Genomic DNA, 25,022 nt, shown 5'->3' with positions numbered 1-25,022 from the left:
TTATCCATTAGGTGTAATTATTTCAGATGCAGATCTAATTTATCAATTAAATGCTCAATGTATATTAAATAACAAAAAAATCAGGAAACATTATTTAATCGCTACAAATGTAACGATAAATGTTACTTAGTCAATTGCAAAAGACTCGTTCTTAGCTTGTTCCTAATTTATAGTCAAGGCTAAAATCTAAACAATTCATTCTGTTAGGGATACCGATTAATTAGGGGGTATCTCACAGTAAAACAAAATGGAGAGCGGAACTTGTCAAGATACTTAACTTACACAAAAAAACATGCTTGAGTTATTTACACTCGTATGTCCAATAATCCGGCACCGCTCGCACTTTGACACAGGTAAAATGAGGCAATAAGCCCCGTCTCTTTTTGATAATTTTTTTCTACTGTCTCAATAACAGGTTTTATGAGTTCCTGAGGAATTAAGGCAACAACACAGCCTCCAAATCCTCCACCTGTCATTCTTACACCACCTTGGTCTTGAATGACCTCATGACATAAAGACACAATTAAATCAATTTCTGGTACGGTGATTTCAAAGTCCTCTTTCATTGATTGATGAGAGGCTTGCATTAAATTAGATAAAGTGGCTAAATCGTGTGTTTTTAAAGCAATGGTGGCATCAAGGGTCCTTTGATTTTCGGTGATCACATGCAGAGCCCTTTTAAAACTGATTGTATCAAGTTTATCTTTCGAATGCATAAGCCTATCGATGTTTATGTCTCTTAAGGAAGAGACACCTAGTGTTTTGGCTACCTGCTCACAAGATTGACGCCTTAAATTGTATTCACTATCAACAAGGCCTCTTTTTTTATTTGAGTTAATAATTAAAATGTTCAAGTTTTTAGGAAGGGCAATGGCTTCTATTGCGAGGCTACGACAATCTAATAGCATGGCATGATTTAATTCACCTGCTGCAACAACCATCTGATCCATTATTCCACAATTACAGCCGACAAAATTATTTTCAGCGGCTTGTCCTATAATCGCAAGTTCCTTTTCAGAAAGGTTAAGAGCATTAAGTTGATTTACCGTTTGAGCAATCGCGATTTCAAGTGATGCGGAAGAACTTAAGCCAGCGCCTTGAGGGACATTGCCACTCACAACGATATTCATCCCTTTAATTGAGGGGTGAGATTTTATGATTTCCGCCAAAACCCCTCTGATATAGTTTGACCACATCATTTCGGGTGAAGAGTTAAAAGAAAGGGGTTTATCAAGTTCGATAATATCTTTTTGATTATTATAATCTAATGCAACTACATGTACTTGGCTATCATCTCTTAGTGAAACTGCAACAAGTGTATGGTAGTTAATAGCGCAAGGTAATACAAATCCTTCATTATAATCCGTATGCTCACCAATCAGATTGACCCTACCTGGCGATTGAACAAAATGTTGGGCTGGCATTTTAAACAATTCACTAAAGGCTAAATTGACTTTGCTAATTAATGACTTGTCTACACCATTATAAGCTGTGTTTGTTAAATTTTCTGTTGTACTCATCGTTTTTACCTTCATATCGATGTAATCAATTACTCAATTAAATCGCCTCAATTTGAAGACGAAGTTTATGTTTAACTATTTGAATTAATCAAATAGATAGTGTTTTTCAGATAAATCACGCAATTTGTGCGCAGCTTGTTCTGGTGTAAGATCTCTTTGTGCTTCTGCGAGCATTTCATAGCCGACCATGAATTTTTTTACCGAAGCACTTCTTAATAGAGGTGGATAAAAATGTGCGTGTAACTGCCAGTGCTCAATAGAACGGTTGTCCTTAAAATAGGGCGCAAAATGCCAACCCATTGAATAAGGGAAGGATGTCTCAAATAAATTATCGTATTTTACTGTCAAAGATTTTAATATTTTAGCCAAGTGATGAGATTGCCTGTGCGTCATCTCTTCTAAACGAAAGAGAGGTTGTTTAGGTAATAATAGGGTTTCAAAAGGCCATGAAGCCCAGTAGGGGGTAACAACTATCCAGTCTTCATTTTCAACGACAACACGTTCTTTAAGACTCGATTCTAAAAGTGCGTAGTCTAACAGTAAATTTGAGCCATTTTCATCATGATATTTTTTTAAAGCTACGTTTTCTTTATGCAATTCATTAGGCAAAAAATCATTGGCCCAAATTTGCCCATGTGGATGAGGCTGGGAGCAACCCATTGCTTCCCCTTTATTTTCAAATATTTGAACCCATAAATAGTCTTGGCTTAAAAGTTTAAGTTCTGATTGCCAAGTCGTAATGACATTCTCTATTTCTTCAATACTTAGTGCTGGCATCGGACAATTATGTTTTGGAGAAAAACAGATTACTTTACTGATCCCACGTGCATTTTGCGCTTTTAAAAGGCGATTTTGTAATGAACTATCTGTGTCATCTGAGACTGGCAAAGAGGGGGTTTGTGGTAATAACGCAGAGAAATCATTTTGAAAGACGTAAGTTCCAGTATAGTCGGGATTCTTATCACCAGAAATTCTTTCATTGCCTGGGCATAAGAAACACCCTTTATCATATTCAGGGAGAGATTCTGTAGGTTGTTTTTCATTTTGGCCAGACCAAGGGCGTTTTGAACGATGAGGAGAAACGAGGACCCATTGTTCGAGTAGAGGATTGTAACGTCTATGAGAATGTTCTTTGAAATCAAACATGAGATTCTCCAAAATCTGAATTGATGTGGATAAAATAAAATTAGGAAAAAATAAGTTTTAAAAAAGCTATACGTATCTAAAACATCATTAGGAACATACACTGTAACTTGTTAGGGATCATGGTATGCCACCAATGATTAATTATTCATCATAGCCATTGGGATTATTAGACTGCCAATGCCATGTATCTTTAACCATGTCTTCAAGGTCAAGTTCAGCCTGCCAATTTAAAAGTTTTTTTGCCTTACTGTTATTGGCATAGTAGCTGTCTATATCTCCAGCTCGTCTTTCTGTAATTACGTAAGGTATATCCACTTTGTTGTGCTCTTTGAACGCTTCTACCACCTCAAGAACAGATAAACCGTTACCAGTGCCTAGATTAAATGCTGTAGTTCCTTTAGATGTACTGATATACTTAACAGCTGATAGATGGCCTTTGGCAAGATCTACCACATGCAAATAATCTCTGACACCCGTGCCATCTTTTGTTTCATAATCATTTCCATAAACGGACAGTTTATCTCTTTTACCCACAGCTACTTGTGATATAAACGGCATCAAATTATTAGGTATGCCTTGTGGATCTTCACCAATTAAACCGCTTTGGTGTGCACCTACAGGATTAAAATAGCGAAGTATGATGAATTTCCAATGGGGGTTAGAGGCACTTGTATCTTCTAAAACACGTTCAACCATATATTTTGAAGTAGCATAAGGATTGGTTGTTTGGCCTGTAGGTGCAGATTCTTCTATTGGGACAGTATCAGGAATTCCATAGACAGTAGCAGACGAGCTAAAAATTAATTGATAAACGTTATGATGCTGCATGACTCTGAGTAAAGTTAACGTTCCATTAACGTTAACATCATAATATTTTAATGGTTGCTGTACCGACTCACCTACTGCCTTTAGACCTGCAAAATGAATGACACAATTAAATTGGTATTTTTCGAAGAGTGAAGATAAAGCGGATTCATCACGAATATCTCCTTCTACAAATGTGATTTCTTTTCCTGTGATAGTTTTAATTCTGTCGATGACTTGTTTTTTGGCGTTAGATAGATTGTCAAACACAATAGGATGATATCCTGCATTTATTAACTCAATGCATGTGTGGCTACCTATATATCCTAAACCACCAGTAACTAAAATATTCATATGTGCTCCTAAATTAGATTTGTTTTCGTAAACAAAAGTAGTTTTAATGATAACGTATTTGTTTAAAAAAAAGAACTTTTATATCAATAAATTTGGTTTAAATCACAATGTTTTCGAAAACAATATAGTATGTTTTAAAACATATATATTGTTTAGTTGATTAAAGCAAAAATTTGCTCATCTGACTCAATCATAGAACTGCTGCAAAGGAGTCTTACTCTGGTAAATTCATTACTATATTATGTAATTGTTTGATTTGATCGATAAGTTGCTCTTTACTTGCAGATCTTTCAGTGGTTTTTGGATTAATTGAACTTTCCCTTACAATCAGTTCAACAGCGATAGATTCTTTAATAAAATTCGAGGTATTTGATTTTTTTGACTTGAGAGATTCACTCAATCCATTTGTTGTATTTTGAGGGTGTTGAATCCACTCCTTGAATTGAATTTTTTCTTCTATTAATTTAATCAATTGAAGAACAGAAGCGTGGCCAATCCCTTCAAAATTTTGTTTGATCGTACTGAGCGGGGGGGTAAAAAAAATACTGTCTTGGGTATCATCAAATCCCATAATACTTATTTTTTTAGGAACAGAAAATCCACTTTCATTCAGTGCACATAGCGCGCCTAAGGCCATTTGATCATTTGCACAGAGTATGGCATCAAAATCAATTTTACTGGCAATCGCTTGTTTTATAGATAGATAGCCAGAGGGTGTTTTCCAATCACCTTGGAAAATTTTAACAATATGAACCTCGGCTTGCTTTAAACAATTTATCCACGCCTCTAGCCTAATTTTGGAGGCAGTTGATGCTGCATCTCCAGTAATTAATAAAAAACGTTTTCTATTTTGTGCTATCAAATGTTCTGCTGCCAATAAAGCTCCTTGATGGTTTTCATTATATATCATATTAACCTGTGCATCTGGTGATGCCTCTATAAATATAATCGGTGTATTAGGATATTGAGATTGAATTAATTCAGCAGTTTTGGCATCTAACGGGATATTGATAACAATACCATCTACTTTTTGAGAGAGGAGTTCATGTATGCTCTGTTTGACACTCTCAAAGTTAATGGATTCACTTATTGAAAAAGCCGTCGCATATCCGACTTTTTTAGCGGTTTTTCTAATTCCATTGGTGGTGAGTGCAACACCGTGCAAGGAAAAATCAAGTGAAATAATGCCTATGACATTAGATTGATTACGGCTTAAAATTTGTGCATTTTTGTTTGGAATGTAGCCAAGCGCTTTAATCGCTTGATTGACAGACTCTCTAGTTGCATCAGTAACACTAGGCGAACCATTGATGACTCTAGAGACAGTTTGAGTTGATACGCCAGCGAGTTTTGCAACATCTTTAAACGTTATCGCCATAAATCATCCTTTTTAAATAGTTTGTCTTCAATAAATAGAAAGTATGCTTGGTTTGAAGAGACTTATCTTGTCTATTTTTGTTCCCAACGTATTAAATAACGTCATTCGTCATTTTGACAAGCAAGAAGAAATCTAATATTAATCGTTCAAAATGAAATATTAAAAAAGATCCCGACCCAAAAAACAAAAAACAAAAAACAAAAAAAACATGAGTTTAAATTACTCAGTTTAGTGTAATTGAATAGTTCAAATTTAATCAGTATTTTCCACTAATAAAATTAAAATGATCTCAATGATTCTAGCAGGCTTTAGCTATTTTTCTAGTATCTGTTTCTCGGGAAATTAAAATATTCACTAGTATCAAAAATATAGTCTAATCAACCAATCAATTTGTATCAAGTTATCTCAAAACATAAAAATAAATTAAACTGACAAAAAAATACAAATCTTTTCATTTATATTTTCTTGTTTAGACTTAGTATGACTCAAATAGACCATTTATCTTATATAAGTAATTGTTTTTAATTTTAATTTAAATGAGATGCAAATTTCTCAAACTGCAGAGTAAAATGTTCTGATAAGCTTAAATGTAATCTTTGAAACTGCATTTAAATTTGTCAAGTACCTTTTTTTAAAGATATATGCTATTAATAAAAAAGAGTTATTTAAAAAGGAATTTTTTAAAGCGTTTTTCAACTAATGCAATGGATCGCAATTACATTTCTTATTACCTCGTTTTTGATTGCAAGTCCTCATGAAAGAAGCAATAAAATGCAAAGGTACTCTTCCTTTTTATTCATTTATTGCCGTTTATAAAAATTTTTGACTTAGTCCTTTGAATCTAATCTTTAATATCCTTACAAAAGTGTATTAAGTAAGTTACATTTAATTATTATCAATTTAGGAGTCTATTTATAATGAGTGAACAACTAACGCCAACTAAACCTTCATTGTTGAAAGTTAATTGGCAGGTATTTATTAGCGCAATTACCATTATATTTTTACTGGTTGGAATGAGTTTTTGGCAACCAGAAAAAATGAAAAATACATTTGAAGATCTTCAATCTTGGTTAATTAGTGATGTTGGTTGGTTTTATGTATTTACTGTTGCTGTGATATTTTTTACGACCATAGTACTTGGAATTAGTCGTTTAGGTGATATCAAGTTAGGGCTTGATCATGAAAGCCCTGATTATGGGAATTTCACGTGGTTTGCAATGCTCTTTTCAACAGGGATGGGGATTGGCCTAATGTTCTTTGGTGTTGCGGAGCCACTAATGCATTTTGTCTCACCACCTCTAGGAGAGGGAGGACAAATTACAGATGCCCAAGAAGCGCTTAAATTAACCTATTTCCACTGGGGACTCCATGGTTGGGCTATTTATGCTATGGTTGCGATAATACTCGCTTTTTTTAGTTTTAGACATGGGCTGCCACTAAGTTTACGTTCTGCACTTTATCCCTTAATAAAAGATAAAATTTATGGACCTATAGGTAATGCAATTGATACATTTGCGCTATTAGGCACAGTATTTGGGGTGGCAACCTCGCTTGGATTTGGTGTATTACAGATCAACAGCGGATTAAATTATTTATTTGATATTCCTGTAGATAGAACTGTGCAGATTATACTTATCATTTTTGCTACAAGCCTAGCTACTCTATCTGTTACAACAGGTCTAGATAAAGGGATCAAAATTTTATCACAAACGAATTTATTCTTTGCCATTATATTGATGATATTGATACTGCTGCTTGGTCCTACCATTTATTTGTTGAAAGCCTTTTTACAAAATGCAGGCGCTTATTTTTCAGACATTGTTTATAAAAGTTTCAACCTGTATGCTTATCAGCCGACTGACTGGATAGGTGGATGGACACTTTTCTACTGGGGCTGGTGGTTATCATGGTCCCCATTTGTAGGATTATTTATCGCTAGAATTTCTAAGGGCAGAAGTATTCGTGAGTTTGTTTTTGGTGTTTTATTTGTTCCAGCAGGCTTTACGTTTTTATGGATGACAGTATTTGGAAATTCAGCAATTAATATTGTTCAATCTGATGCATTATCAAACTTAGCTGAAATAGCTAAAACAAATACGCCGATTGTATTGTTTGAATTTTTACAATATTACCCTATGTCCACATTTCTTTCATTTTTATCTCTGGTATTGATTATTGTATTTTTTGTGACATCTGCTGATTCAGGCGCTTTAGTTATCGATATGCTAGCATCAGGAGGAAAAACAGATACACCAGCCTATCAGAGAGCATTTTGGTCTATTACCGTGGGTATTATAGCAATAGCATTATTGCTAGCGGGTGGCTTAGCTGCATTACAAGCAGCTACTGTGGCTAGTGCATTTCCCTTTACGTTTATTTTATTGATATCTATGTGGGGACTGGTAAAAGCTCTGAGGATTGATCATACGAAGAAAATGATAGCTCAGCAATCATTAAATACATCAGGGAATATTTCATCTACCAATATGAACTGGCAAAAAAGAATGCGTAATTTAATGATTTACCCAAGACGTACTCATATAGAAAGATTTCTGAATGAAGTGCTTAAGTTAAGTTTTGATACGGTATGTGAAGAATTCACTCGTCAAGGGGTGGCAACGACAATAGAATCAGGTGAGGAAAATAGCCTTAAATTAACGGTCTCTCATGGCAGTGAAATTGATTTTGTTTATGAAGTGAAACCAATAGCCTATCTCAAGCCAGATTTTGCATCGACAGAGGATGACAGTGAGAATGCTAAATATTTCCGAGCGGAAGTCTTTTTAAAAGAGGGTGGACAAAATTATGACATCATGGGGTGGACTAGTCAGGACGTCATTAATGATATTGTAGAACAATATGAAAGACATCTTCATTTTCTGCATGTATTGAGATAAAGTCAGTCTATCCATTTTTGTTCGACAAGATCTTAAAGTATGGGTGATTATTATCAGATAATCACCCATACTTACATTAGAAATGTCTATTTTGAGCAAACGAGTTTTAATCAATTGCTCTGAACTAAGTTAGGAAAGCGTAAATATTAATTGCTCAATGAAAAGCTAAGGAGTGTTTGGAATTTAGCTCTTAGTTAAAATTCATTTCTAAAAGCAGAGATATCCAAAGCGTTTTCTTATTAAGCTATAAAATAAGGAACTCTTTGGATATTAATATTAACTGAAGGCTTTATAAGCTAATTAAAATGAGAGGAATAACCCTGCAATTGTCGCAGCCATCAGATTTGATAAAGTACCTGCAATAATTGCTTTAACACCCATCTTAGCGATAGTAGAACGTTTTGATGGGATCAAACTGCCCAAGCCACCAAGTAAAATAGCAATAGATGAGAAATTTGCAAATCCGCAGAGAGCAAATGAAATAATTGCTGTTGTCTTTTCTGTCATCACAATACCAGTAGTTGGAACAACTGATGCATTTTCACCCACATATTCTACAAATGAAAGATAAGCTACAAATTCATTGAGAACTAGCTTTTGACCTATAAAGCTACCTGCAAGTTGCGCTTCATCCCAAGGAACACCTATCAAAAATGCAAGAGGAGAAAAAAGCCATCCTAGGATAAGTTCTAAACTCAAACCATCATAGTTAAACCAGCCACCAATGCCACCTAAAAGGCCATTTACTAGGGCAATTAAGCCAACAAAAGCAAGTAACATAGCGCCAACATTTGCAGCCAATTTTAGGCCCATTGCTGCGCCGCCAGCAGCAGCATCAATTACGTTAGCAGGTTTTTCTTCACCGCCAGAAATGTCATCATTACTCAGTTCTTGAATTTTTTCAGTTTCAGGTTTAATAAGTTTAGCGAATAACAAACCACCTGGTGCAGCCATAAAAGAAGCAGCAACAAGATACTCTAAGGGAACACCCATCGAAGCGTATCCAGCGAGAACACCACCAGCAACCGAAGCCAGACCACCGCACATAATTGCAAATAATTCAGAATCAGTCATACGTGATAGGTAGGGTTTTACAACTAAAGGGGCTTCTGTTTGACCAACAAAAATATTGGCTGAAGCAGACATAGATTCCGCTTTAGATGTCCCTAATGCTTTTTGAAGACCACCACCTAAAATTTTTATTACCCACTGCATAATGCCAATGTGATATAAAACGGCGATTAAAGCAGAGAAAAAGATTAATGTGGGTAGGACTTGGAAGGCAAAGATAAAACCAAAGCTATTCACATTTGAAATCAGACCTGAGAATAAAAATTCCGATCCACTTTTACCATAATCAATAACATTTTGTACGCCGGCCGAAAAACCAGCAAGTAAATCCCTTCCCCAAGGGACATATAATATAAATCCCCCGAATAAAAATTGAATTGCGAAAGCACCTATTACGGTTTGATATTTAATTGCTTTTCGGTTATCACAAAATAATAGAGCAATGCTAATTAGTACTGCCATACCAACCAAGCTCATCAGAATAGATGTCATAATTAGATTCCTTGTTAAGTAGCAATAAATGCCAATAATGAGTATTACAATTTTCAATGCTCTTTTAAAGCAGGCTTTAATAATTCAAAAAATGATTTGTTAAATACTTAAACTGTTTGTAATTGATACAAGACCGTTTAAACCATCATAGCAAATTACAATTTTAATTGAATATATCTTAGGGATTATAGAGTATTGATCTAAATTCTCAAAATTGAATTAATTTTAGAATTTGATCTCATTCTAACAAATTTGTTTGTTTGGTTGCTTTTATTTGTTGTTAATTGTGATTAACTTAACAAATTTGCTGTCTGTATTTTAATATGTTATGGAATAATATGAATTTTCAATAATTAACTGGGGTTTATGTGAGAATATTCACATATATGTGGGTAAATATTCAGAATAATTGAAAGTTGCAAAAATAATCATTCAAATCAAAATCTGGTTAGGGGGTAAATAGAATTAAAAAGAAGTAAAAAATTGGTAGAAAGTGAAAGTAACGAAATAAGTACTGCGTCAAGAGATTACTCTGAGTGCTTTTGTTAACTTTTATTGTGAAAAGGTTGCTTCTCCTATTGGATAAGCAAGAAAATAGAACGAACTTAGAGTAGCTGATTAATATAGATGTTACTTATGAATGGCAATTTTAAATTACTTATCTACACTATTTGTTTGCCGTACTTCAGGAATTTAGTTAAGTATCATTTTAGTTATTTGATAACAAACAGGTGTGCGCCCTTTCCCCCATTGATAGGGATGACTTACCTTCTTATGGTTTATTACTTATTTTTTTCAATAAGTTGACTAAGTCATGATTAAGATATTTATTGTTATTCCACTTAAGGTAAGTGAATAGAAGAGAACTACATCCTTTTAGTATTTAAAAGCTCTAACTTTAGAGGAAGTAGACTTGTTAACACTGCGAGTAGACGGGTATTGATTAAATTATTCCCTATGATTTTTAAGTCAAATATGTTTTTATCTTGTTACCGCAATCCATTCGTTTTATTAATTTAATCGATAAATTTTATATTGTGGTTTTGATATAAGGTAATCATTACCTGGATAAAAAGTTTGTTGTTTAAAATCTGATATCCATATTTTCCCATCGAACATAGCAGAATGACCATGGATATCTCCCTTCGGAGGCTGTATTACTGCGATATCGCCCGCAATCAATTGACTGTCTTTAGGTATTTCTTTAAATCCTTTATTCATTAGGCTTTCTCCTAAATATTTTGCACTAGGGACTGCTTCAATATGAATACCACCTTGCGCTAGAGCCAGTCTAACGGCTTTTGCACATTCACCTGTACTTTTCGGTTGTGCATTCGCTTTTAAATAATTAATAGATCCTTGTAAATCCCAGTTTTTATTATAAATCACGGTTGAAAACTTTGAGTTTTTAGATATTTTGTCGGATTTCGTCAACAAAAGATTTTTATCATTTTGAGAAGGTGATAACCCAAAATTCATGGATGATTGAGTTGTTTTAGAGGATGTAAGAGAGTCATTAAACGCAAAAGCAGTGGTTTGAACTAAACACAAAACGCCAATAGAAACATGCTTGATTAAATCCATTGTTACTCCATAGAGGACTCTAAGTGGGTTGATGTCAAAATAATAACTAATTGTATAGTTTTCTCATCCCAAGTGACAGCAAATTTATGTCATATTTTGTCATTTTAAGGAGGGATTTTCAAATGACACTGCAGCTAATTGAAATACCAAGTTATATAGATGAGCCACCTCATTTTTTACTGTGGAGTGCGGATGAAATGGCACCTATTTTATTAGGTTTAGTATTAGGCATATTTATCGAGCAAGCATTTGTGCTAACAGCACTTGGACTAGTGTTTACAAAATTGTATAGGCGATTTCGAAACGGTAAACCCGATGGGTATTTGTTGCATTATATGTATTGGAAAGGAGTTTTGCCTTTAAATGCTAAATCAATTCCAAATCCATTTGTGAGGAGTTACTATCCATGAGATATGATCTCTTTACTAAGAAGTATTTAGGAGTAATTGAAGAGAATAAAATATTTAAAATAGTATTGATTTTAGAACTCATCATTATCCTTTTTCTAACAATTCAAAACTTTCATCAAAAAAGCATAGTGACTTTTATTCCCCCGACACTTAATGAACAAGCGAATATTGAAAAATATTCGGCGTCTTCGGAGTATTTAACCTCTTTAGCTTTGTACTTCTCAGGACTCGTCGGAAACGTTACCCCTGGTAATGTGTCTCTTATTGAATCAGCATTATCCCCCATGTTATCTCCTGGCATTTACCAGCATGTCATGGATGTTCTTCATATGCAATCGCAACAGATAAAGAATGATCGTGTGACGTTAAGTTTTGGGCCTAGGCAAGTAGAGCATGATGTAGAAAATGGAAAAATTTACGTTACTGGTTATTCGATTGTTTCAGGTATAGCAGGGGAATCAAGTCGGGAGCTAAGAACATATGAATTTGAAATTAAGATCCAAAATTTTATGCCTATCGTTATGTGGATGAGCACATATCAAGGTCAACCTCGTAAATAAGGATATTTATGAAAAACAACAAACGACAATTAAATTTTGATAACACAAATTTTCTCGATTTTTTTTATGTTAAGAAAAAAATGAATCAATTAATTTGGAAATATAAGCGTTTACAGAGTAAACCTCAACTGTTAGCTCTTTTATTTAAAAGAGCACAACGACTTATATCCTTTCACATTAGAACTATTATTATCATGTTTCTTTTTTTTGCCTATTCTGCATTTATATGGGCTGATAGTGATAGCACAGTAGATTATAAAAAGGAACCGATTAATTTCTCTCATCAATTAGTTGATATAAATAACAAAGAGCTATTCACTTTTTCTCAGCACATGATAGAAAATATTTTACTTATTATTCAAACTCCGACACTCCATGTGTCTTTAGACAAAAATATTGTAGCGGCAGAATTGAATTTAAATAGCATTAAAAAGGCGCCAGATAAATATAGTGAAAAAAACTTTCATTCAGCACAAGAGACAGAAATTAAATTAGGACAAAGGCTTGACGAGAAAAAAAGTATTTTAGCTAGCGAAGATTTAAAAGAGAAAACCCATAATATTGAATATCTTATAGATTCACAAATGAATTCAAAAAATGATCTGACAAATCTAAAGGAAAGCGAAAACATATCGACATCGCTTTCTTCTAACCTTAAATCTAATGAATCATTAAAGCAAAAAGAAATTATTCAAATAGAAGAGGGGGTTAATCATCTCATTCCAATTGCTGTGAATCATCTTAATCGATTCATAACCCCGTTTAAAAATCCTCAGGTTAAAACCAGTAGTACTGTGCCAATTGAGGTAGATGGTCCTGTGATATACGTCTTAACTGAACAAGCAGGCCCTATTTCATTGTTTATTTCTGAAAAAGATGATCCTTTATATGCCATGTCACTCACATTGATCTCTAAGAGAATTCCACCAAGGGAAGTAACCCTTATCTCGAATTTTAATCGAGATAAAATTACACAAGAGCTTATGTCTACACTCTATGATTTTGAAGATTCTTTTAAACAAAACCACAGAGAGCATATGTCTTCGAGAACTAATGAAATAAAGGAAATCATGCGATCTATTTTTAATAAAAAAATACCTAATGGATTTAAGGTGAACAACAACGTTAGTTCTAAAATTCTGCCTAAATGTGAACAAAAAGACGTACACATTGATTTTTCCAAAGGATTAGTTCTAGAAAATGAAAATAAGCTAGTGTTTATAGGTCCAATAAGTATACGAGGAAACTCTTCTGTACATTTAAATTACGATGGGTGTCAGTATAGTAAATTAATGGCTCTGGCCTTTTATCCTAAAACCTATCTCGAAAAAAAAGAACAAACATTAGCAATATTGATAGCCGAAAAATAGCAGTTTTTAAGGTGAAGTCACCGCTAGGGTTAAATACAAGCAATTCGTCATTTTCAAATTTGAGAGCCTTATATGAAAGCAATATGGGAAAAAATTCCCTCAGACTATAAAAGATTAATAGTGATCACTTTAACTATCATTTTTGTGGCAGGAATAATCTATTTATTAACACCGACACAAGAAATTGAGAAAAAGAAAAAAAGGGAGGAATCTATTACTCATCTTTTAACCGATATAAATACAAGAGATATTAATATGAATAATTTATCTGCAAAATTAAAACAATTTGAACTGAATGCTCAAAGATTAGAAAAGCAAGTTGAACAGTTACAGCAGCAATTAAAAAATTCTTCTTTGAATGAAGATGATTACTTTAATGCACCAGTTCATAGTTCTTTTGATTCAACTTCATTTTTAGGAATGCCAACTAATGTAGAAGTTCCAATTATTCAAGAAAATCGTCGCTCACTGATAACCAATAACAGCAAAATATCATCAACACCTGAAGAACTTAATGATTCAGAGGTTCACTTAAATTTTTTTTCATCAACATCCATAGGAGAAGGAAATAGTCACCCAAACGATACAAGCAAGGAAGAGCAAGAGTTTTTGTTAGACGATTCAAATTTAGATGAGCTTTATTCAGATCATCATGCTATGAATGAAGGATTTTTGGCTTCATTTGCTCTAAATGAAGCCTCATCTCCCGAGTATCAATCTTCATTTGATGTTAAATCGCCTCAAAATGGTCATTCTTTTAAACCTTTTGAACCATCAAATTCTAGTGAGATTTTACAAATAAGGACATTTGTTGAAGACAAGAACTTGCCTGAAATTCCAAAATTAAAATTGGTGGCAGGCTCCATCTTATCAGGAACATTAATTACAGGAATGGATGCGCCTACTCATGATTTAGCAAGAAAAGAGCCTTTTCCAGCCCTACTAAGAATTGAAAAAGAGGCGATTATGCCGAATCATCATTTCAGTGATATTAGATTCTGCTTTTTAGTTATGGGTGGGTATGGTGATTTGAGTTCAGAACGAGCGTACCTTAGAGCTGAAACCTTGTCGTGTATTTTCGAAGATGATCGTGTAGTAGAAACCCCTTTGGAAGCTTATGCAGTGGGTGAGGATGGGAAGACAGGTATAAGAGGAAGATTAGTTTCAAAGCAAGGTCAGTTAGTTGCAAAGTCTTTGATGGCAGGGTTTTTACAAGGATTGGCTGGTGCCTTTGATGTTAATCCAGTACCCACTATCCAGACCAGTGATATTGGGACCAAACCAATCTATCAGAATATGATGAGCCAAGAAGCATTAGAAGGTGCGGCGCTTAAGGGAAGTGCAAAGGCATTAGATAGAGTTGCAAAATTTTATCTGGATATGGCACAAAATATGTTTCCCGTCATAGAAATAGATGCCTCTAGACAAATAGAAATGATTGTTACTCGAGGCACTACATTCTAGTTCGTTTTAGCTAATCAGATGCCAATTTAAAACTTACAATCCAACGAATAACTAAACGAATAACTAAACGAATAACTAAACGAGAAATTAAATTGGGAGGGGAAAATGAGGAAAACCATAACTTTGCTATTAACAAAATTACATCAAATTTTTATATATTTACTAGGGGTTGTTTGCTTAATCACTTTAGTTGGCTGTGCACAGTTCGGCATAGGCGAAACAGAGTATGGATGCCAAGGTATGCCAAGTGGAGTGAAATGTTTATCCGCTAGTGAAGTATATGCTTTGGCGGAATCTAGAAATAGAGAGGTCAATAAATCTTCTTTAATAAAACCCTATGACAATTCGGAAAATAGACTAGCCCGGATTTGGATTGCCCAATGGCAAGATGAGGAAGGGAATATTTTTGAGGGTCATTTTATACACTTGAGCAGATAATCTGTATGGATAATTTGCTTAAGCAATCTAAGCTAATGGAGTAACACAATGCTTAATTTTAACTATGGATACATAAAAAGGAATGCCATGAAAAATAAAAACAACACAAAAATGCCAAAAGCAATAGAAACCGATTGTAAATTTTATTTGAACTATCACGCATTTAAAGAGGGAAAAAGTCAATTGATTCTGTTGTTCATTTGTTTTTTTTGTTTTAGCCAAGATATTTTTGCAGGCTCTGGCGGTGATGCATTTAGTGATGTGTGGGACACGCTAAAAGAGTGGACGCAAGGCACACTGGGCCGAATTATTGCAGGTGCTATGGTTCTTGTAGGAATTGTTGGTGGTATCGCTCGGCAAAGTTTGATGGCTTTTGCTTTGGGAATTGGCGGTGGAATGGGACTTTATAATACTCCGACAGTTGTGGAAAGTGTTATGTCAGCAACTTTACCCCAAGACATTGAAATAGAAAAGCAAGCTATGCTCCAATTAATGTCTTATCTCAATTAGCTTTTTAATCAGTAATAGGGATAGATGCTCTTTTTGTGGCAAGAAAAGAACATCTATCTTTAATAACTATCAATACTTTTAACATCTTAAATTCACCTCGTGTCAATGGATATTTTAATTGATTAAATTAGTCTTATCTTTTAAAGGAGTCGTATGAAGATAATCAAAAATAAGCAACATCGGTTAGCTGATAAATTAAGTGTGCTTGCATATGAGAGTGATGCAAAAATATTTTTTCTTGATGATGGGCATTTAGGCTTTGGTTTTATTTGTGAACCATTGCCATATCCCCAAGAACACATTGCTTCACGATTGAATGTTTTAATGAATTTTGATTGGCCAAAAGACAGCTTATTACAAATGAGTTTAATCGCTAATCCAAACATCTATAAGGCCCTCATTGAGTTTAAAAGTTTAAGAATTCTAAAAAAAATTCCTAGTTGTGTTGTTCCTATGAGAAAAAAAGTTGAATTCTTTGAAACGAATACGCAAAGAAAAAAGAATCAAGGATTCTTACCTGCGATTCGTGATTTTATGTTGGTCATTACTTGCAAAATCCCACTAGAAAGCGCTTTTCCAACACAAGAAAAAATCGATTCTTTAAAACCTCTGCAACAAAGCGTTGTTCAATCCCTAAAGACCATTGGGTTTCATTTTGAGATTATGAATTCGCAAGGGTATGTTTCAATTATGTCAGATTTGATAAATTTAAATCAATCAGTAAAACAGCCTCAAAGTTTAGATATCGATAAAACGCTTAATCAACAAATTCTCCATTGGGATTGCGCACTTCATATTAATCACAATGTAATTAATTTAAGTGAGAAAGTTATCAAAACACTCTCATTTAAAAGGTTACCTAGTCGTTTTTATTTTGGCCATGCTGCTCACTATGCTGCAGATAAAATGACAGGTGATAGGGGCCTTGGGGGGCATTTTTATATAACAGCAACGATTCACTTCCCAGATCTAGAAAACCAGCTTTCACGATTAGAAACAAAACGCCAATGGTCTATTAATCAGGCGTATGGACCTATGGTTAAATTTGTGCCTATGCTTGGGGAGAAAAAAAGGGGATTTGATATTCTGTTTGAGGCTATTGCGAAAGGGGATAGGCCGGTGAAATTTATGCTCACACTAATATTGATTTCTGACTCTTTAGAAGATTCTATAGCCGATGTCTCGAATGCTAAAACTTTTTATAAAGAACTAGGATTTGAAATTATGGAGGATAAATATTTTCATTTCCCCATATGGTTAAATTCACTCCCATTTGGAGCGGATAGAAGAGCAATAAATGATTTGTTTCGTTACAAAACGCTAGCTTCCTCTCAAGCAGCTGCGTTGCTTCCCATATTCAGTGATTGGAAAGGCACAGGAACCCCCGTGTTAGAACTTATCTCGAGAACAGGACAACTAATGCCTATATCATTATTTGATTCTACCAGTAATTATAATTGTTGTATTGCGGCTCAATCTGGGGCTGGAAAGTCTTTTCTGGTCAACGAACTGATAGCCTCCTATTTATCCATAGGAGGGCAATGCTGGGTCATCGATGTGGGACGCTCGTATGAAAAATTGTGCGAATTTTATCAAGGGGATTTTTTAGCTTTTGGCCAAACTCATCAGATGAATTTTAATCCTTTTGCGCAAGTCCAAAATTATGCTGAAGAATCTGACATGCTAGTGACTTTGATCAGCTCTATGGCAGCCCCTCAATCCGCTCTGAGTGATTTGCAAATAGCAGAACTCAAGCGTGCTATGCATACACTATTTGAAGAGCAAAATACGCAAATGACTATTGACGATTTGGCTATTTTACTTAAAAAACATCAAGATAAAAGAGTGGTTGATATAGGAATCCAACTTTATCCGTTTACTTCCCAAGGTGAATACGGGCGATTTTTTCATGCAAAGAATACCACTAAACTTAATGGGCAGTTAACTGTATTGGAACTAGAAGAACTAAAAGGACGAAAAAATCTTCAACAGGTCATTCTGCTAAGTCTCATTTATCAAATTCAGCAGGAGATGTATTTAGGGGATAGAGATAAGCCTAAAATATTGTTCATTGATGAAGCATGGGATTTGCTGAGTGAAGGGGATATAGCCAAATTTATTGAAACTGGGTACCGAAGATTTAGAAAATATGGAGGGGCAGCGGTTACTATCACGCAGTCAATTAACGATCTTTATCAACACCCTACGGGTAAAGCCATTGCGGAAAATTCAGCAAATATGTTTTTACTAGGCCAAAAAGCTGAAACTATCGATCAGCTTAAGCTTTCTAATCGTTTACCCCTTAATTCTTCTGGTTATGAATTATTGAAAACACTTCATACGATACCTGGTAAGTATGCAGAAATTTTTTTGATAACACCAAGTGGTATTGGTATTGGTCGACTTATTGTGGATGATTTTCACAGATTACTCTATTCCACAAAAGCTGAAGATGTTCATGCTATAAAACAGTTAACCGATGAGGGGCTAAATACCAATGAAGCCATTCTTAGTTTGCTTGAAAAAAGATAAGTTAAGAGAGGGAATTTGAGAAGGTTTTATTTGGATGTATTTATATCAAAACGCCAGTATGTTCTTCAAATCATACTTTTGGTGATGATAATTTTTAGTGTTGGACACGTCTTTTTTGCAAGATTTCGTTTGGGTTTAGATACCCAGGATATACCCTGTTTACCCAATCACAGGCTTTACCTCATCGATACCTACGATAAAGTACCTCAAAACACTCACCTATATGCATTTTATGCTAAAAATTTAATGCCAATTTATCCTGATAGGACACTATTATTGAAAAGAGTAGTAGGTTCAGAGGGGCAGCGTGTTCAAATTACCAATGAATCAGTTTTTATCGATAAAAAGAAAATTTCGCAGGGTTTTTTATTAGCCAAGCAATTAAATTTAAATGGAGATGATTTTACAAAAGAATTTGAGATTTCGACAAATAATTATTGGTTTACAGGGGATATCGCGGAAAGTTTTGATTCTAGATATTTTGGTACAGTCGATGGCGATTTAATTTATGGGAGGGCATACCCTCTATGGTAGTAAAAATGAAAATAGGTCTTTTGATGGCTTTACATGTCATTGTTGTTTTATGCTTCTCCAGTTTGTTTTTTGTTATGGGCAAAGCACCAGAGGAAAATAGACAGGCAGATAATCTAGGGCTTAGAACAGATAACAAGACAAGCCAAGTAGGCATAAATGAATGTGATTTTGAGCAGAATATTAACTATAAAATTATGATTTCAAAAAATTTATCCTTAAACATGCTCAAGCAATTGATGCAAGAAGCCTTGCAATATGATGCTCAACTGATCATAAGAGGGATAACCCAGGACAGTACGTTAAGTGAGACCGTTAATTTTTGGCATGGTTTATTTATAAATATGAAAGAAATACCTAATTTAATCATCTCGCCACAGCTGTTTACGCAAAATACTATTGTCTCGGTCCCTGCTTTAGTCGCATTTTATGCAAATAAACCTATTGCAAAAGTGACTGGTATTTCCAACATTGGATGGCTAAAAGACAAATTGAATGCTTCCTTTGGTTTAAATCATCAACATACTCTACAAGAAAACTGTGAAGCCTTTTTTGATGGAAGAGTGCTTGATTTTGGCCATCAAGGATCTACAGTTGAAATAAGCGAAATAGATATGCTTGATCTGATTTTGGCAAAAATATCAACAATCGATTGGTCATTAAAACAAGAAAATGCGGTTTATCGTTATTGGCACTCTCTGCCTTCTTTTGCTTTAGAGAAAGCAAGTGAATGTAAAATTAAGCAGATTGATGCAACTGTCAAAATAAGTCAGCCTCTATTTAATCATTTAGGTGAAGTCATCATTCCTGCTGGAACTAGACTCAATCCTTTCGATTATATTCCGTTCACGCAACAAATCATTGTTTTTAATGGGACTCATGATGACGAGGTTCAGATGATACAAAACTATCTTAGAGATCATCAACACAATGTAACTTTGATTACTTCAACAATATCTCAAACAAATCCTAGAGATCAATTTCAAACACTGCAAAAGCGTTTCGAACAACCTCTTTTTTTACTGAATGACACATTAATAACCCGATTTTCTATTACACACACGCCCAGTGTAATTTCGGGGCATAATTCTTTTTTTGTCGTCAAAGAGGGGTGTTTAGACAAAAGCTAAAAGCAGATCTCACATAAGTCAATTTAATTTCAATATAAATTAATTTACTGATGACTCACAAGGAGGTGATATGAATCGTTATAGTATGGTTAAATTTAAAAATGTGGCGCGCAAATATAGAAAATTATGGGCATTTCTTTGTTTATGCATAGGTGATGCTTATGCTGAATCTTCACTTGACTGTCCTAATGCTTCACTTTTTTCTCAAAGATTGCTTAGCGATATTTGCTGGTCTTGTTTGTTTCCATTAAACATAGGCGGCATAAATTTATCAAGTTTAGATTTACCTCAAGGGGCTTCTAGAAAGAGTTTATGCCTGTGCGACGACCCTCTAGGCTTACCTAAACCAGGGATCGTCACTGGTATGTGGCAACCAGTGCATCTAATTGAATTGGTTAGGAAGCCAGGTTGTTCTCCTGTGCTAGGTGGTATGACACTTCCGTTAGGTTCAAAACTCTCACAAGGTTCTCATGGTGAGGGTAATTTTGATATAGGAGATTTGGCTTTTTTTCATTATCATTATTACTCATTTCCCATCATGGCTATGCTAGATATGTTCATCTCTCCCCAATGCGCAAGAGACAGTTACCTTGATTTTGATTTAATGTTTGCCTCTGAGCTAGATCCTACTTGGTTAAATGATGAATTGGCATTTTTTGCGCATCCTGAATCCATTCTATTCGCTAACCCCCAAGCGGTCACAGCGTGCGTATCAGATGCTATATCCTCCTCATCGGGTAAGCCAATTGATACACTATTTTGGTGTGCTGGTAGTTTTGGCCATCTTTATCCATTATCTGGTCACACGCTTGCAATGGGCTCTTTTGCACAAAAAACCAGCCATCTCGCCACACGATCATTGGCTATTTCTCATCGTCGTGGTTTTGCTAAAAAAACAATGGGTGACAAGGCACTCTGCGGGCCTGTAACAGAACTTATGTTACCTAAAAGCCAGTATAAGATGAGTATGTTTTTTCCTCTGCCAGAATCCACCTCATCTCATCAGATAGGTGAATCTACAATCAACTGGGGAGAGTGGCGAAGTATTCCTGGTGCAGGAGAAGATGCCGTTTATCTTCTTTGGTGTTGGCAAGATTGCTGCAACACGGGAGGCGGCTTTTAATGACCCCTTTTCTGCGTTGCAAAGTCATTGAACGATTTAATATTTTGACTCTCTGTTTTCTCATGAACATCGTTCCTTTTTTGAGTCATGCGAACAATAGACAGTCTGGATTTGAAGGACAAAAATTCGCTCAGGAATTACTTGAATCAGTTGAATTGCCAAGATTTGTTGAGCCGTCACAACCTGGCCTTGGCATTGATATTATGCTTTTTGATGAAAAATTAGTGATTGACGAATCTTTTTTTGATCCTTTGAATGAGATAGTGGAGGAAGATACTGATTTATCAACATTTTATGATGATGAAACGAAATTGATACAAAATAGTGAACAAAAACTTAAGCAAATGACAAATAGTAATAGTCTGTCTGCAGAAGCATTTCAACAGTTTCAAACGATTGATAACAGAGCTAGACCAGATTTGAGCTTAGATCCCATGTTTAGATTAAGCCAATTACTTTTATCAACCTCAAATTTATCGTTTAGTGATGAGTTTGACGAGTGTACCTCCGAATCCTCTGTACCATTATTTAAACAATGTGATAGATATGCGCATGGGACTCAGTCATGTGAACTTAGGCACGACTACGAAGCTGGTATTATTGAACATATTGAAGGTCCACTAAATATATCTTCTTGTGCTGAGGGATGCATATATGTGTGGATAGGGGAGGTAGGTGATAATTATTGGCGAGGAAATTGTACTATTTTTGAAGAATTTATCCGTCTTAGAATTATCAATCCAAAGGCTATTGATAAGGTAATCCTGGAATATGCTAAATGGGATGACTATATGCAAATATGGATTGATGATTATAAGATTTGGTCTGGACCTAATGATTTATTTCCCCCTGAAACACAAGGCGCATGTGAGCTCAGTACTAATTGGGAATGGACACTGAATCAAGATTTAACATCTTTATTTACTTCAGTAGAAGCAAACAAAGAAATTGCTATAAAAATGCGTACTTCAGTTACTGGTTTAGGGGAAGGATATGCCAGAATAAAAATACAGTACAATCCGAGTAAAATACTGGTTAAAGATGAATGGTACCCTGAATCTTGCCTACAAAAAGTAGAATTATTTAAAAGTCAATTTTCAGAGTATGGAGTGAGTTGTATTGATTTGCCAGATGTAACAAATAAATGCTCAGTGATAAATGGGTTACTTGTTTGTGAAAAAGACTTCTCACCACCTTTAATAGAAGGCATATCTCCATTTTGTCGATTAATCAGGGTCACAGCGAATGAAGAAACCTACCAAGATAGTGAAGGAACTCTATGCCATACATTGGAAAGTAATCCAGCTTGTGGTTTTTACTCTTCACAATGTAGTGAGTACAATCGCACATCAGGTCAATGCCAAAAATTTCAAGATATTTATGAATGCTCAAATAAAACTCCACCTCAAGCCTGTACTATTTCCTCTTTATTCCCGAGTGATTTTGCAGATTGTGAGGTCATTGAAAGTTACTTTAAGGAAAATGAAATAAAAACCATCAATAATTATTTTACCTGTGAAAAAATTAGCGAAAGTGTCGAAAATGGCACCACAAAAACCAGCGATATTTTTTATAAAAAAAGTCATGACAGTTGTGAGATATTTGAAAAGAATCCTCAATGCCACCTATCGAAAAGCATGTGTTTAGACGAAAAAACAGAGTCTTTAGAGTCTGGGAGTTGCCGCAATTTAGAAATGACATTTAATTGCCCTGAAGACATCCTTGTGTCAAATGTTAAAAGGGATAGGAAGTATCATTGTGATGGTCCAATAGAATGCTTAGGACATGAGTGCATGGAACCTATAGTACAAATAGATGCAAATTTTAATCAGGCATTGGCTCAATTGAATTTAGCACAAGATATGGGAAATGATTTGACGTGTGATGATGATGGAATATCTCAAAATATTGAATGTGAACTATTTAAAGGCGAAGCCAGTTCTTGTCTTAAATCGATAGGGAATATTGTTAATTGTTGTGATAGGCCTAAGTGTGTTTCGCTAGGAGACTATGTTGAGTTGGCATTTGCAATGAATAATTTGAATTCCCAATTGAATGTATTTGATGTGGATAACGCTTTTTATGGCACATGGCAGAGTCTAAAACAGCCTATTGAAGAGTCCTGGTCTCATCTTTTAGGCCCATTGAGTTCAAGGTGGGATGCTCTTATAGGTGCATCGCCAAGTGAATTAGGCACCACAGGGGCTGTGGAAGCTGCCTCAAGTGTTTTACAATCCTTAACCAATTCAACGGCAAAATGGGTTGGTGAGACTCTAGGAGCGCAAGCTCAGACTGCTTTATTCAGCAATGTAGGAGGTACGCTCAGTGCAGAAGGTGTTATGGTTGGTGGAAATTTTTACTTAGGACAAATAGCTGGAACCCTCCTAAGTGGTGTGATGACGGTTTATACCATTTATAGTGTGACTCTATTATTGTTAAATATGATTTGGCCTTGCGAGGCCGCGGAATTTGAATTAGGCGTGAAAAGAGAGCTAAAAAGTTGTCATTCAGTAGGTTCTTTTTGCAAAAAAAGTCTTTTTGGTAAATGTCTTGAGAAAGTAGAATCCTATTGTTGTTTTTCTTCACCTCTTGCTAGGATATTTCAAGAACAGGCCAGAACACAGCTTAACTTAACTTTTGGAGAGCCTAGAGCCCCTATGTGTGAGGGCCTCAGCCTAGAGCAATTAGACGAGGTAAATATGGAAAATATTAACTTAGATGAGTGGATAGCCATATTAGGTATAAGTGGCAGGCTAGAGGCGCTTGATGCTATAGATATTGATTCAATGACACAGGGAAAGTACTTAACTGATGAACTAAAAAGGACAAATGTTTTAGAGAGATTAAATGAACGAATTAAATAAGTGCAACAAATCACCTGGGTTATAAAAATCAAAATTGAGCAGTTTTTTTACTACTGCGTTATAAAAATAAAATTTTAATCAACATGCTTAATCTTTCATTGTATTGACGCAAGAGTTTAATTTTTTTATAAGTTCTTGCGCACGTATTTGTATTAAGAAAATGAGCCGCTTAAAAGTACCCACATATTGTGATAATTAAAATAAAAACTTATTATGGATACTCCTAACAGTAAAATTCCTGAACCTAGTTCTATTAGCTGTTTCACTTTAAGAGTTTGCTTTTGCATGAAAATAGCACATGCGTAGAGTACTAGAAAATCCAAAATTATCCAAGTGAAGGAGAGTATTGTTATACTTTTTGAAAAACTGTCAGTGATTAAAATAAATTGAGGAAAGAACGAAATGAAAAAAATAATATCTTTTGGATTGGCTATAGCCACAAGGAAACCAGAAAAGAAACCGCCCGTTGTTTTACTTTTTAGCGCATCATTTTGACTTATAGCTATCTTTGCATAAAAGTAGCCACGAGTGATCTGTATACCCAAATAGAAAATAAAAAGGCTACCTAAAAAACTCAAAATAGTCATTACGCTATCACTGATTGTCATCATGCCCGCAATTGTTAAAGCCGCTAGGGATATATAAACTAATGAGGCGAAGTTAGTGCCAAAGAGTGTACTGATGACTTTTTTCTTATTTTTTGAAGCAACATTAATTACTAATGCCATTACTGGCCCCGGTGTTATAATCAATAAGATAATACTTATTATATAAGTAAAGAGAATTGTTAAATCCATCTGATCCCTTAAGTTAATCATTGTAATCGTTAAGATGGCTAGATATT

At 34.9% G+C, this 25,022-nt stretch carries 19 protein-coding genes; 12 read left to right on the top strand and 7 right to left on the bottom strand.

The annotated features are described in order from the left end of the window. Positions 1–305: 305 nt before the first annotated feature. The 4 genes from galK to ACFFIT_RS12905 form a co-directional block, all read right to left on the bottom strand. Positions 306–1,520 carry a galactokinase gene (gene galK, locus ACFFIT_RS12920; protein WP_385878292.1) on the bottom strand — a complete coding sequence of 405 codons (1,215 nt, stop codon included), beginning with the start codon at positions 1,518–1,520 and terminating at the stop codon, positions 306–308. A gap of 84 nt (positions 1,521–1,604) precedes the next feature. Beyond that, entirely contained in the window at positions 1,605–2,666 is a 1,062-nt protein-coding gene (locus ACFFIT_RS12915) for a UDP-glucose--hexose-1-phosphate uridylyltransferase (RefSeq protein WP_385878290.1), read from the bottom strand. Between the two features lie 141 nt (positions 2,667–2,807). After that, complete coding sequence (gene galE / locus ACFFIT_RS12910; RefSeq protein WP_385878288.1) at positions 2,808–3,824, bottom strand: UDP-glucose 4-epimerase GalE; 1,017 nt, start codon at positions 3,822–3,824, stop codon at positions 2,808–2,810. A gap of 214 nt (positions 3,825–4,038) precedes the next feature. After that, positions 4,039–5,202, bottom strand: a complete 1,164-nt coding sequence (locus tag ACFFIT_RS12905) for a LacI family DNA-binding transcriptional regulator (RefSeq protein ID WP_385878286.1) — start codon at positions 5,200–5,202, stop codon at positions 4,039–4,041. A gap of 917 nt (positions 5,203–6,119) precedes the next feature. On the opposite strand from ACFFIT_RS12905, the gene ACFFIT_RS12900 reads away from it, so the two are divergent. Then, positions 6,120–8,099, top strand: a complete 1,980-nt coding sequence (locus ACFFIT_RS12900; RefSeq protein WP_385878284.1) for a BCCT family transporter — start codon at positions 6,120–6,122, stop codon at positions 8,097–8,099. A 300-nt stretch (positions 8,100–8,399) separates the two neighbouring features. Here ACFFIT_RS12900 and ACFFIT_RS12895 read toward each other — a convergent pair whose 3' ends face one another. Both ACFFIT_RS12895 and ACFFIT_RS12890 read right to left on the bottom strand, forming a co-directional pair. Next, entirely contained in the window at positions 8,400–9,662 is a 1,263-nt protein-coding gene (locus ACFFIT_RS12895) for a NupC/NupG family nucleoside CNT transporter (RefSeq protein ID WP_385878282.1), read from the bottom strand. A 1,011-nt stretch (positions 9,663–10,673) separates the two neighbouring features. Then, on the bottom strand, positions 10,674–11,246 hold the full coding sequence (locus ACFFIT_RS12890) for a hypothetical protein (protein ID WP_385878280.1): 573 nt from the start codon (positions 11,244–11,246) through the stop codon (positions 10,674–10,676). 122 nt (positions 11,247–11,368) lie between these two features. On the opposite strand from ACFFIT_RS12890, the gene traL reads away from it, so the two are divergent. From traL to traN, 11 genes are all read left to right on the top strand, one after another. Then, positions 11,369–11,656, top strand: a complete 288-nt coding sequence (gene traL, locus ACFFIT_RS12885; RefSeq protein ID WP_385878279.1) for a type IV conjugative transfer system protein TraL — start codon at positions 11,369–11,371, stop codon at positions 11,654–11,656. Next, positions 11,653–12,216 carry a TraE/TraK family type IV conjugative transfer system protein gene (locus tag ACFFIT_RS12880; RefSeq protein ID WP_385878277.1) on the top strand — a complete coding sequence of 188 codons (564 nt, stop codon included), beginning with the start codon at positions 11,653–11,655 and terminating at the stop codon, positions 12,214–12,216. The genes traL and ACFFIT_RS12880 overlap by 4 nt, the downstream gene beginning before the upstream one ends. A gap of 8 nt (positions 12,217–12,224) precedes the next feature. Next, positions 12,225–13,586, top strand: coding sequence for a hypothetical protein (locus ACFFIT_RS12875; protein WP_385878275.1), 1,362 nt, complete (start codon positions 12,225–12,227; stop codon positions 13,584–13,586). 72 nt (positions 13,587–13,658) lie between these two features. After that, entirely contained in the window at positions 13,659–15,050 is a 1,392-nt protein-coding gene (locus tag ACFFIT_RS12870; RefSeq protein WP_385878273.1) for a TraB/VirB10 family protein, read from the top strand. 105 nt (positions 15,051–15,155) lie between these two features. After that, entirely contained in the window at positions 15,156–15,488 is a 333-nt protein-coding gene (locus ACFFIT_RS12865) for a hypothetical protein (protein WP_385878271.1), read from the top strand. A gap of 48 nt (positions 15,489–15,536) precedes the next feature. Further along, positions 15,537–15,998 (top strand): TraA family conjugative transfer protein, encoded by a 462-nt coding sequence (traA, locus tag ACFFIT_RS12860; RefSeq protein ID WP_446697457.1) that lies wholly within the window; start codon positions 15,537–15,539, stop codon positions 15,996–15,998. Between the two features lie 153 nt (positions 15,999–16,151). After that, on the top strand, positions 16,152–18,530 hold the full coding sequence (gene traC, locus ACFFIT_RS12855; protein WP_385878269.1) for a type IV secretion system protein TraC: 2,379 nt from the start codon (positions 16,152–16,154) through the stop codon (positions 18,528–18,530). A 30-nt stretch (positions 18,531–18,560) separates the two neighbouring features. Next, positions 18,561–19,064 (top strand): signal peptidase I, encoded by a 504-nt coding sequence (lepB, locus tag ACFFIT_RS12850; RefSeq protein WP_385878267.1) that lies wholly within the window; start codon positions 18,561–18,563, stop codon positions 19,062–19,064. Between the two features lie 5 nt (positions 19,065–19,069). Beyond that, positions 19,070–20,191, top strand: a complete 1,122-nt coding sequence (locus tag ACFFIT_RS12845; RefSeq protein WP_385878265.1) for a TrbC family F-type conjugative pilus assembly protein — start codon at positions 19,070–19,072, stop codon at positions 20,189–20,191. Between the two features lie 70 nt (positions 20,192–20,261). Next, positions 20,262–21,314 (top strand): TraU family protein, encoded by a 1,053-nt coding sequence (locus ACFFIT_RS12840; protein WP_446697456.1) that lies wholly within the window; start codon positions 20,262–20,264, stop codon positions 21,312–21,314. After that, positions 21,314–24,178, top strand: coding sequence for a conjugal transfer protein TraN (gene traN / locus ACFFIT_RS12835; protein WP_385878263.1), 2,865 nt, complete (start codon positions 21,314–21,316; stop codon positions 24,176–24,178). The genes ACFFIT_RS12840 and traN overlap by 1 nt, the downstream gene beginning before the upstream one ends. 152 nt (positions 24,179–24,330) lie before the next feature. On the opposite strand, the gene ACFFIT_RS12830 is transcribed toward traN, so the two are convergent. Then, a complete protein-coding gene (locus ACFFIT_RS12830) occupies positions 24,331–24,975 on the bottom strand; it encodes a LysE family translocator (RefSeq protein WP_385878261.1) in 645 nt (214 codons plus the stop codon). Between the last annotated feature and the right edge of the window lie 47 nt (positions 24,976–25,022).

The sequence above is a fragment of the Thorsellia kenyensis genome, from assembly GCF_042432445.1.
Taxonomy (GTDB): Bacteria; Pseudomonadota; Gammaproteobacteria; order Enterobacterales; family Thorselliaceae; genus Thorsellia; species Thorsellia kenyensis.
This window is presented reverse-complemented; position numbering and strand designations above follow the sequence as displayed.

Coding starts and splice junctions, on each gene's coding strand:
- galK (WP_385878292.1), bottom strand. CDS start 1,520: ATGAGTACAACAGAAAATTTAACAAACACAGCTTATAATGGTGTAGAC.
- ACFFIT_RS12915 (WP_385878290.1), bottom strand. CDS start 2,666: ATGTTTGATTTCAAAGAACATTCTCATAGACGTTACAATCCTCTACTC.
- galE (WP_385878288.1), bottom strand. CDS start 3,824: ATGAATATTTTAGTTACTGGTGGTTTAGGATATATAGGTAGCCACACA.
- ACFFIT_RS12905 (WP_385878286.1), bottom strand. CDS start 5,202: ATGGCGATAACGTTTAAAGATGTTGCAAAACTCGCTGGCGTATCAACT.
- ACFFIT_RS12900 (WP_385878284.1), top strand. CDS start 6,120: ATGAGTGAACAACTAACGCCAACTAAACCTTCATTGTTGAAAGTTAAT.
- ACFFIT_RS12895 (WP_385878282.1), bottom strand. CDS start 9,662: ATGACATCTATTCTGATGAGCTTGGTTGGTATGGCAGTACTAATTAGC.
- ACFFIT_RS12890 (WP_385878280.1), bottom strand. CDS start 11,246: ATGGATTTAATCAAGCATGTTTCTATTGGCGTTTTGTGTTTAGTTCAA.
- traL (WP_385878279.1), top strand. CDS start 11,369: ATGACACTGCAGCTAATTGAAATACCAAGTTATATAGATGAGCCACCT.
- ACFFIT_RS12880 (WP_385878277.1), top strand. CDS start 11,653: ATGAGATATGATCTCTTTACTAAGAAGTATTTAGGAGTAATTGAAGAG.
- ACFFIT_RS12875 (WP_385878275.1), top strand. CDS start 12,225: ATGAAAAACAACAAACGACAATTAAATTTTGATAACACAAATTTTCTC.
- ACFFIT_RS12870 (WP_385878273.1), top strand. CDS start 13,659: ATGAAAGCAATATGGGAAAAAATTCCCTCAGACTATAAAAGATTAATA.
- ACFFIT_RS12865 (WP_385878271.1), top strand. CDS start 15,156: ATGAGGAAAACCATAACTTTGCTATTAACAAAATTACATCAAATTTTT.
- traA (WP_446697457.1), top strand. CDS start 15,537: ATGCTTAATTTTAACTATGGATACATAAAAAGGAATGCCATGAAAAAT.
- traC (WP_385878269.1), top strand. CDS start 16,152: ATGAAGATAATCAAAAATAAGCAACATCGGTTAGCTGATAAATTAAGT.
- ACFFIT_RS12845 (WP_385878265.1), top strand. CDS start 19,070: ATGAAAATAGGTCTTTTGATGGCTTTACATGTCATTGTTGTTTTATGC.
- ACFFIT_RS12840 (WP_446697456.1), top strand. CDS start 20,262: ATGAATCGTTATAGTATGGTTAAATTTAAAAATGTGGCGCGCAAATAT.
- traN (WP_385878263.1), top strand. CDS start 21,314: ATGACCCCTTTTCTGCGTTGCAAAGTCATTGAACGATTTAATATTTTG.
- ACFFIT_RS12830 (WP_385878261.1), bottom strand. CDS start 24,975: ATGGATTTAACAATTCTCTTTACTTATATAATAAGTATTATCTTATTG.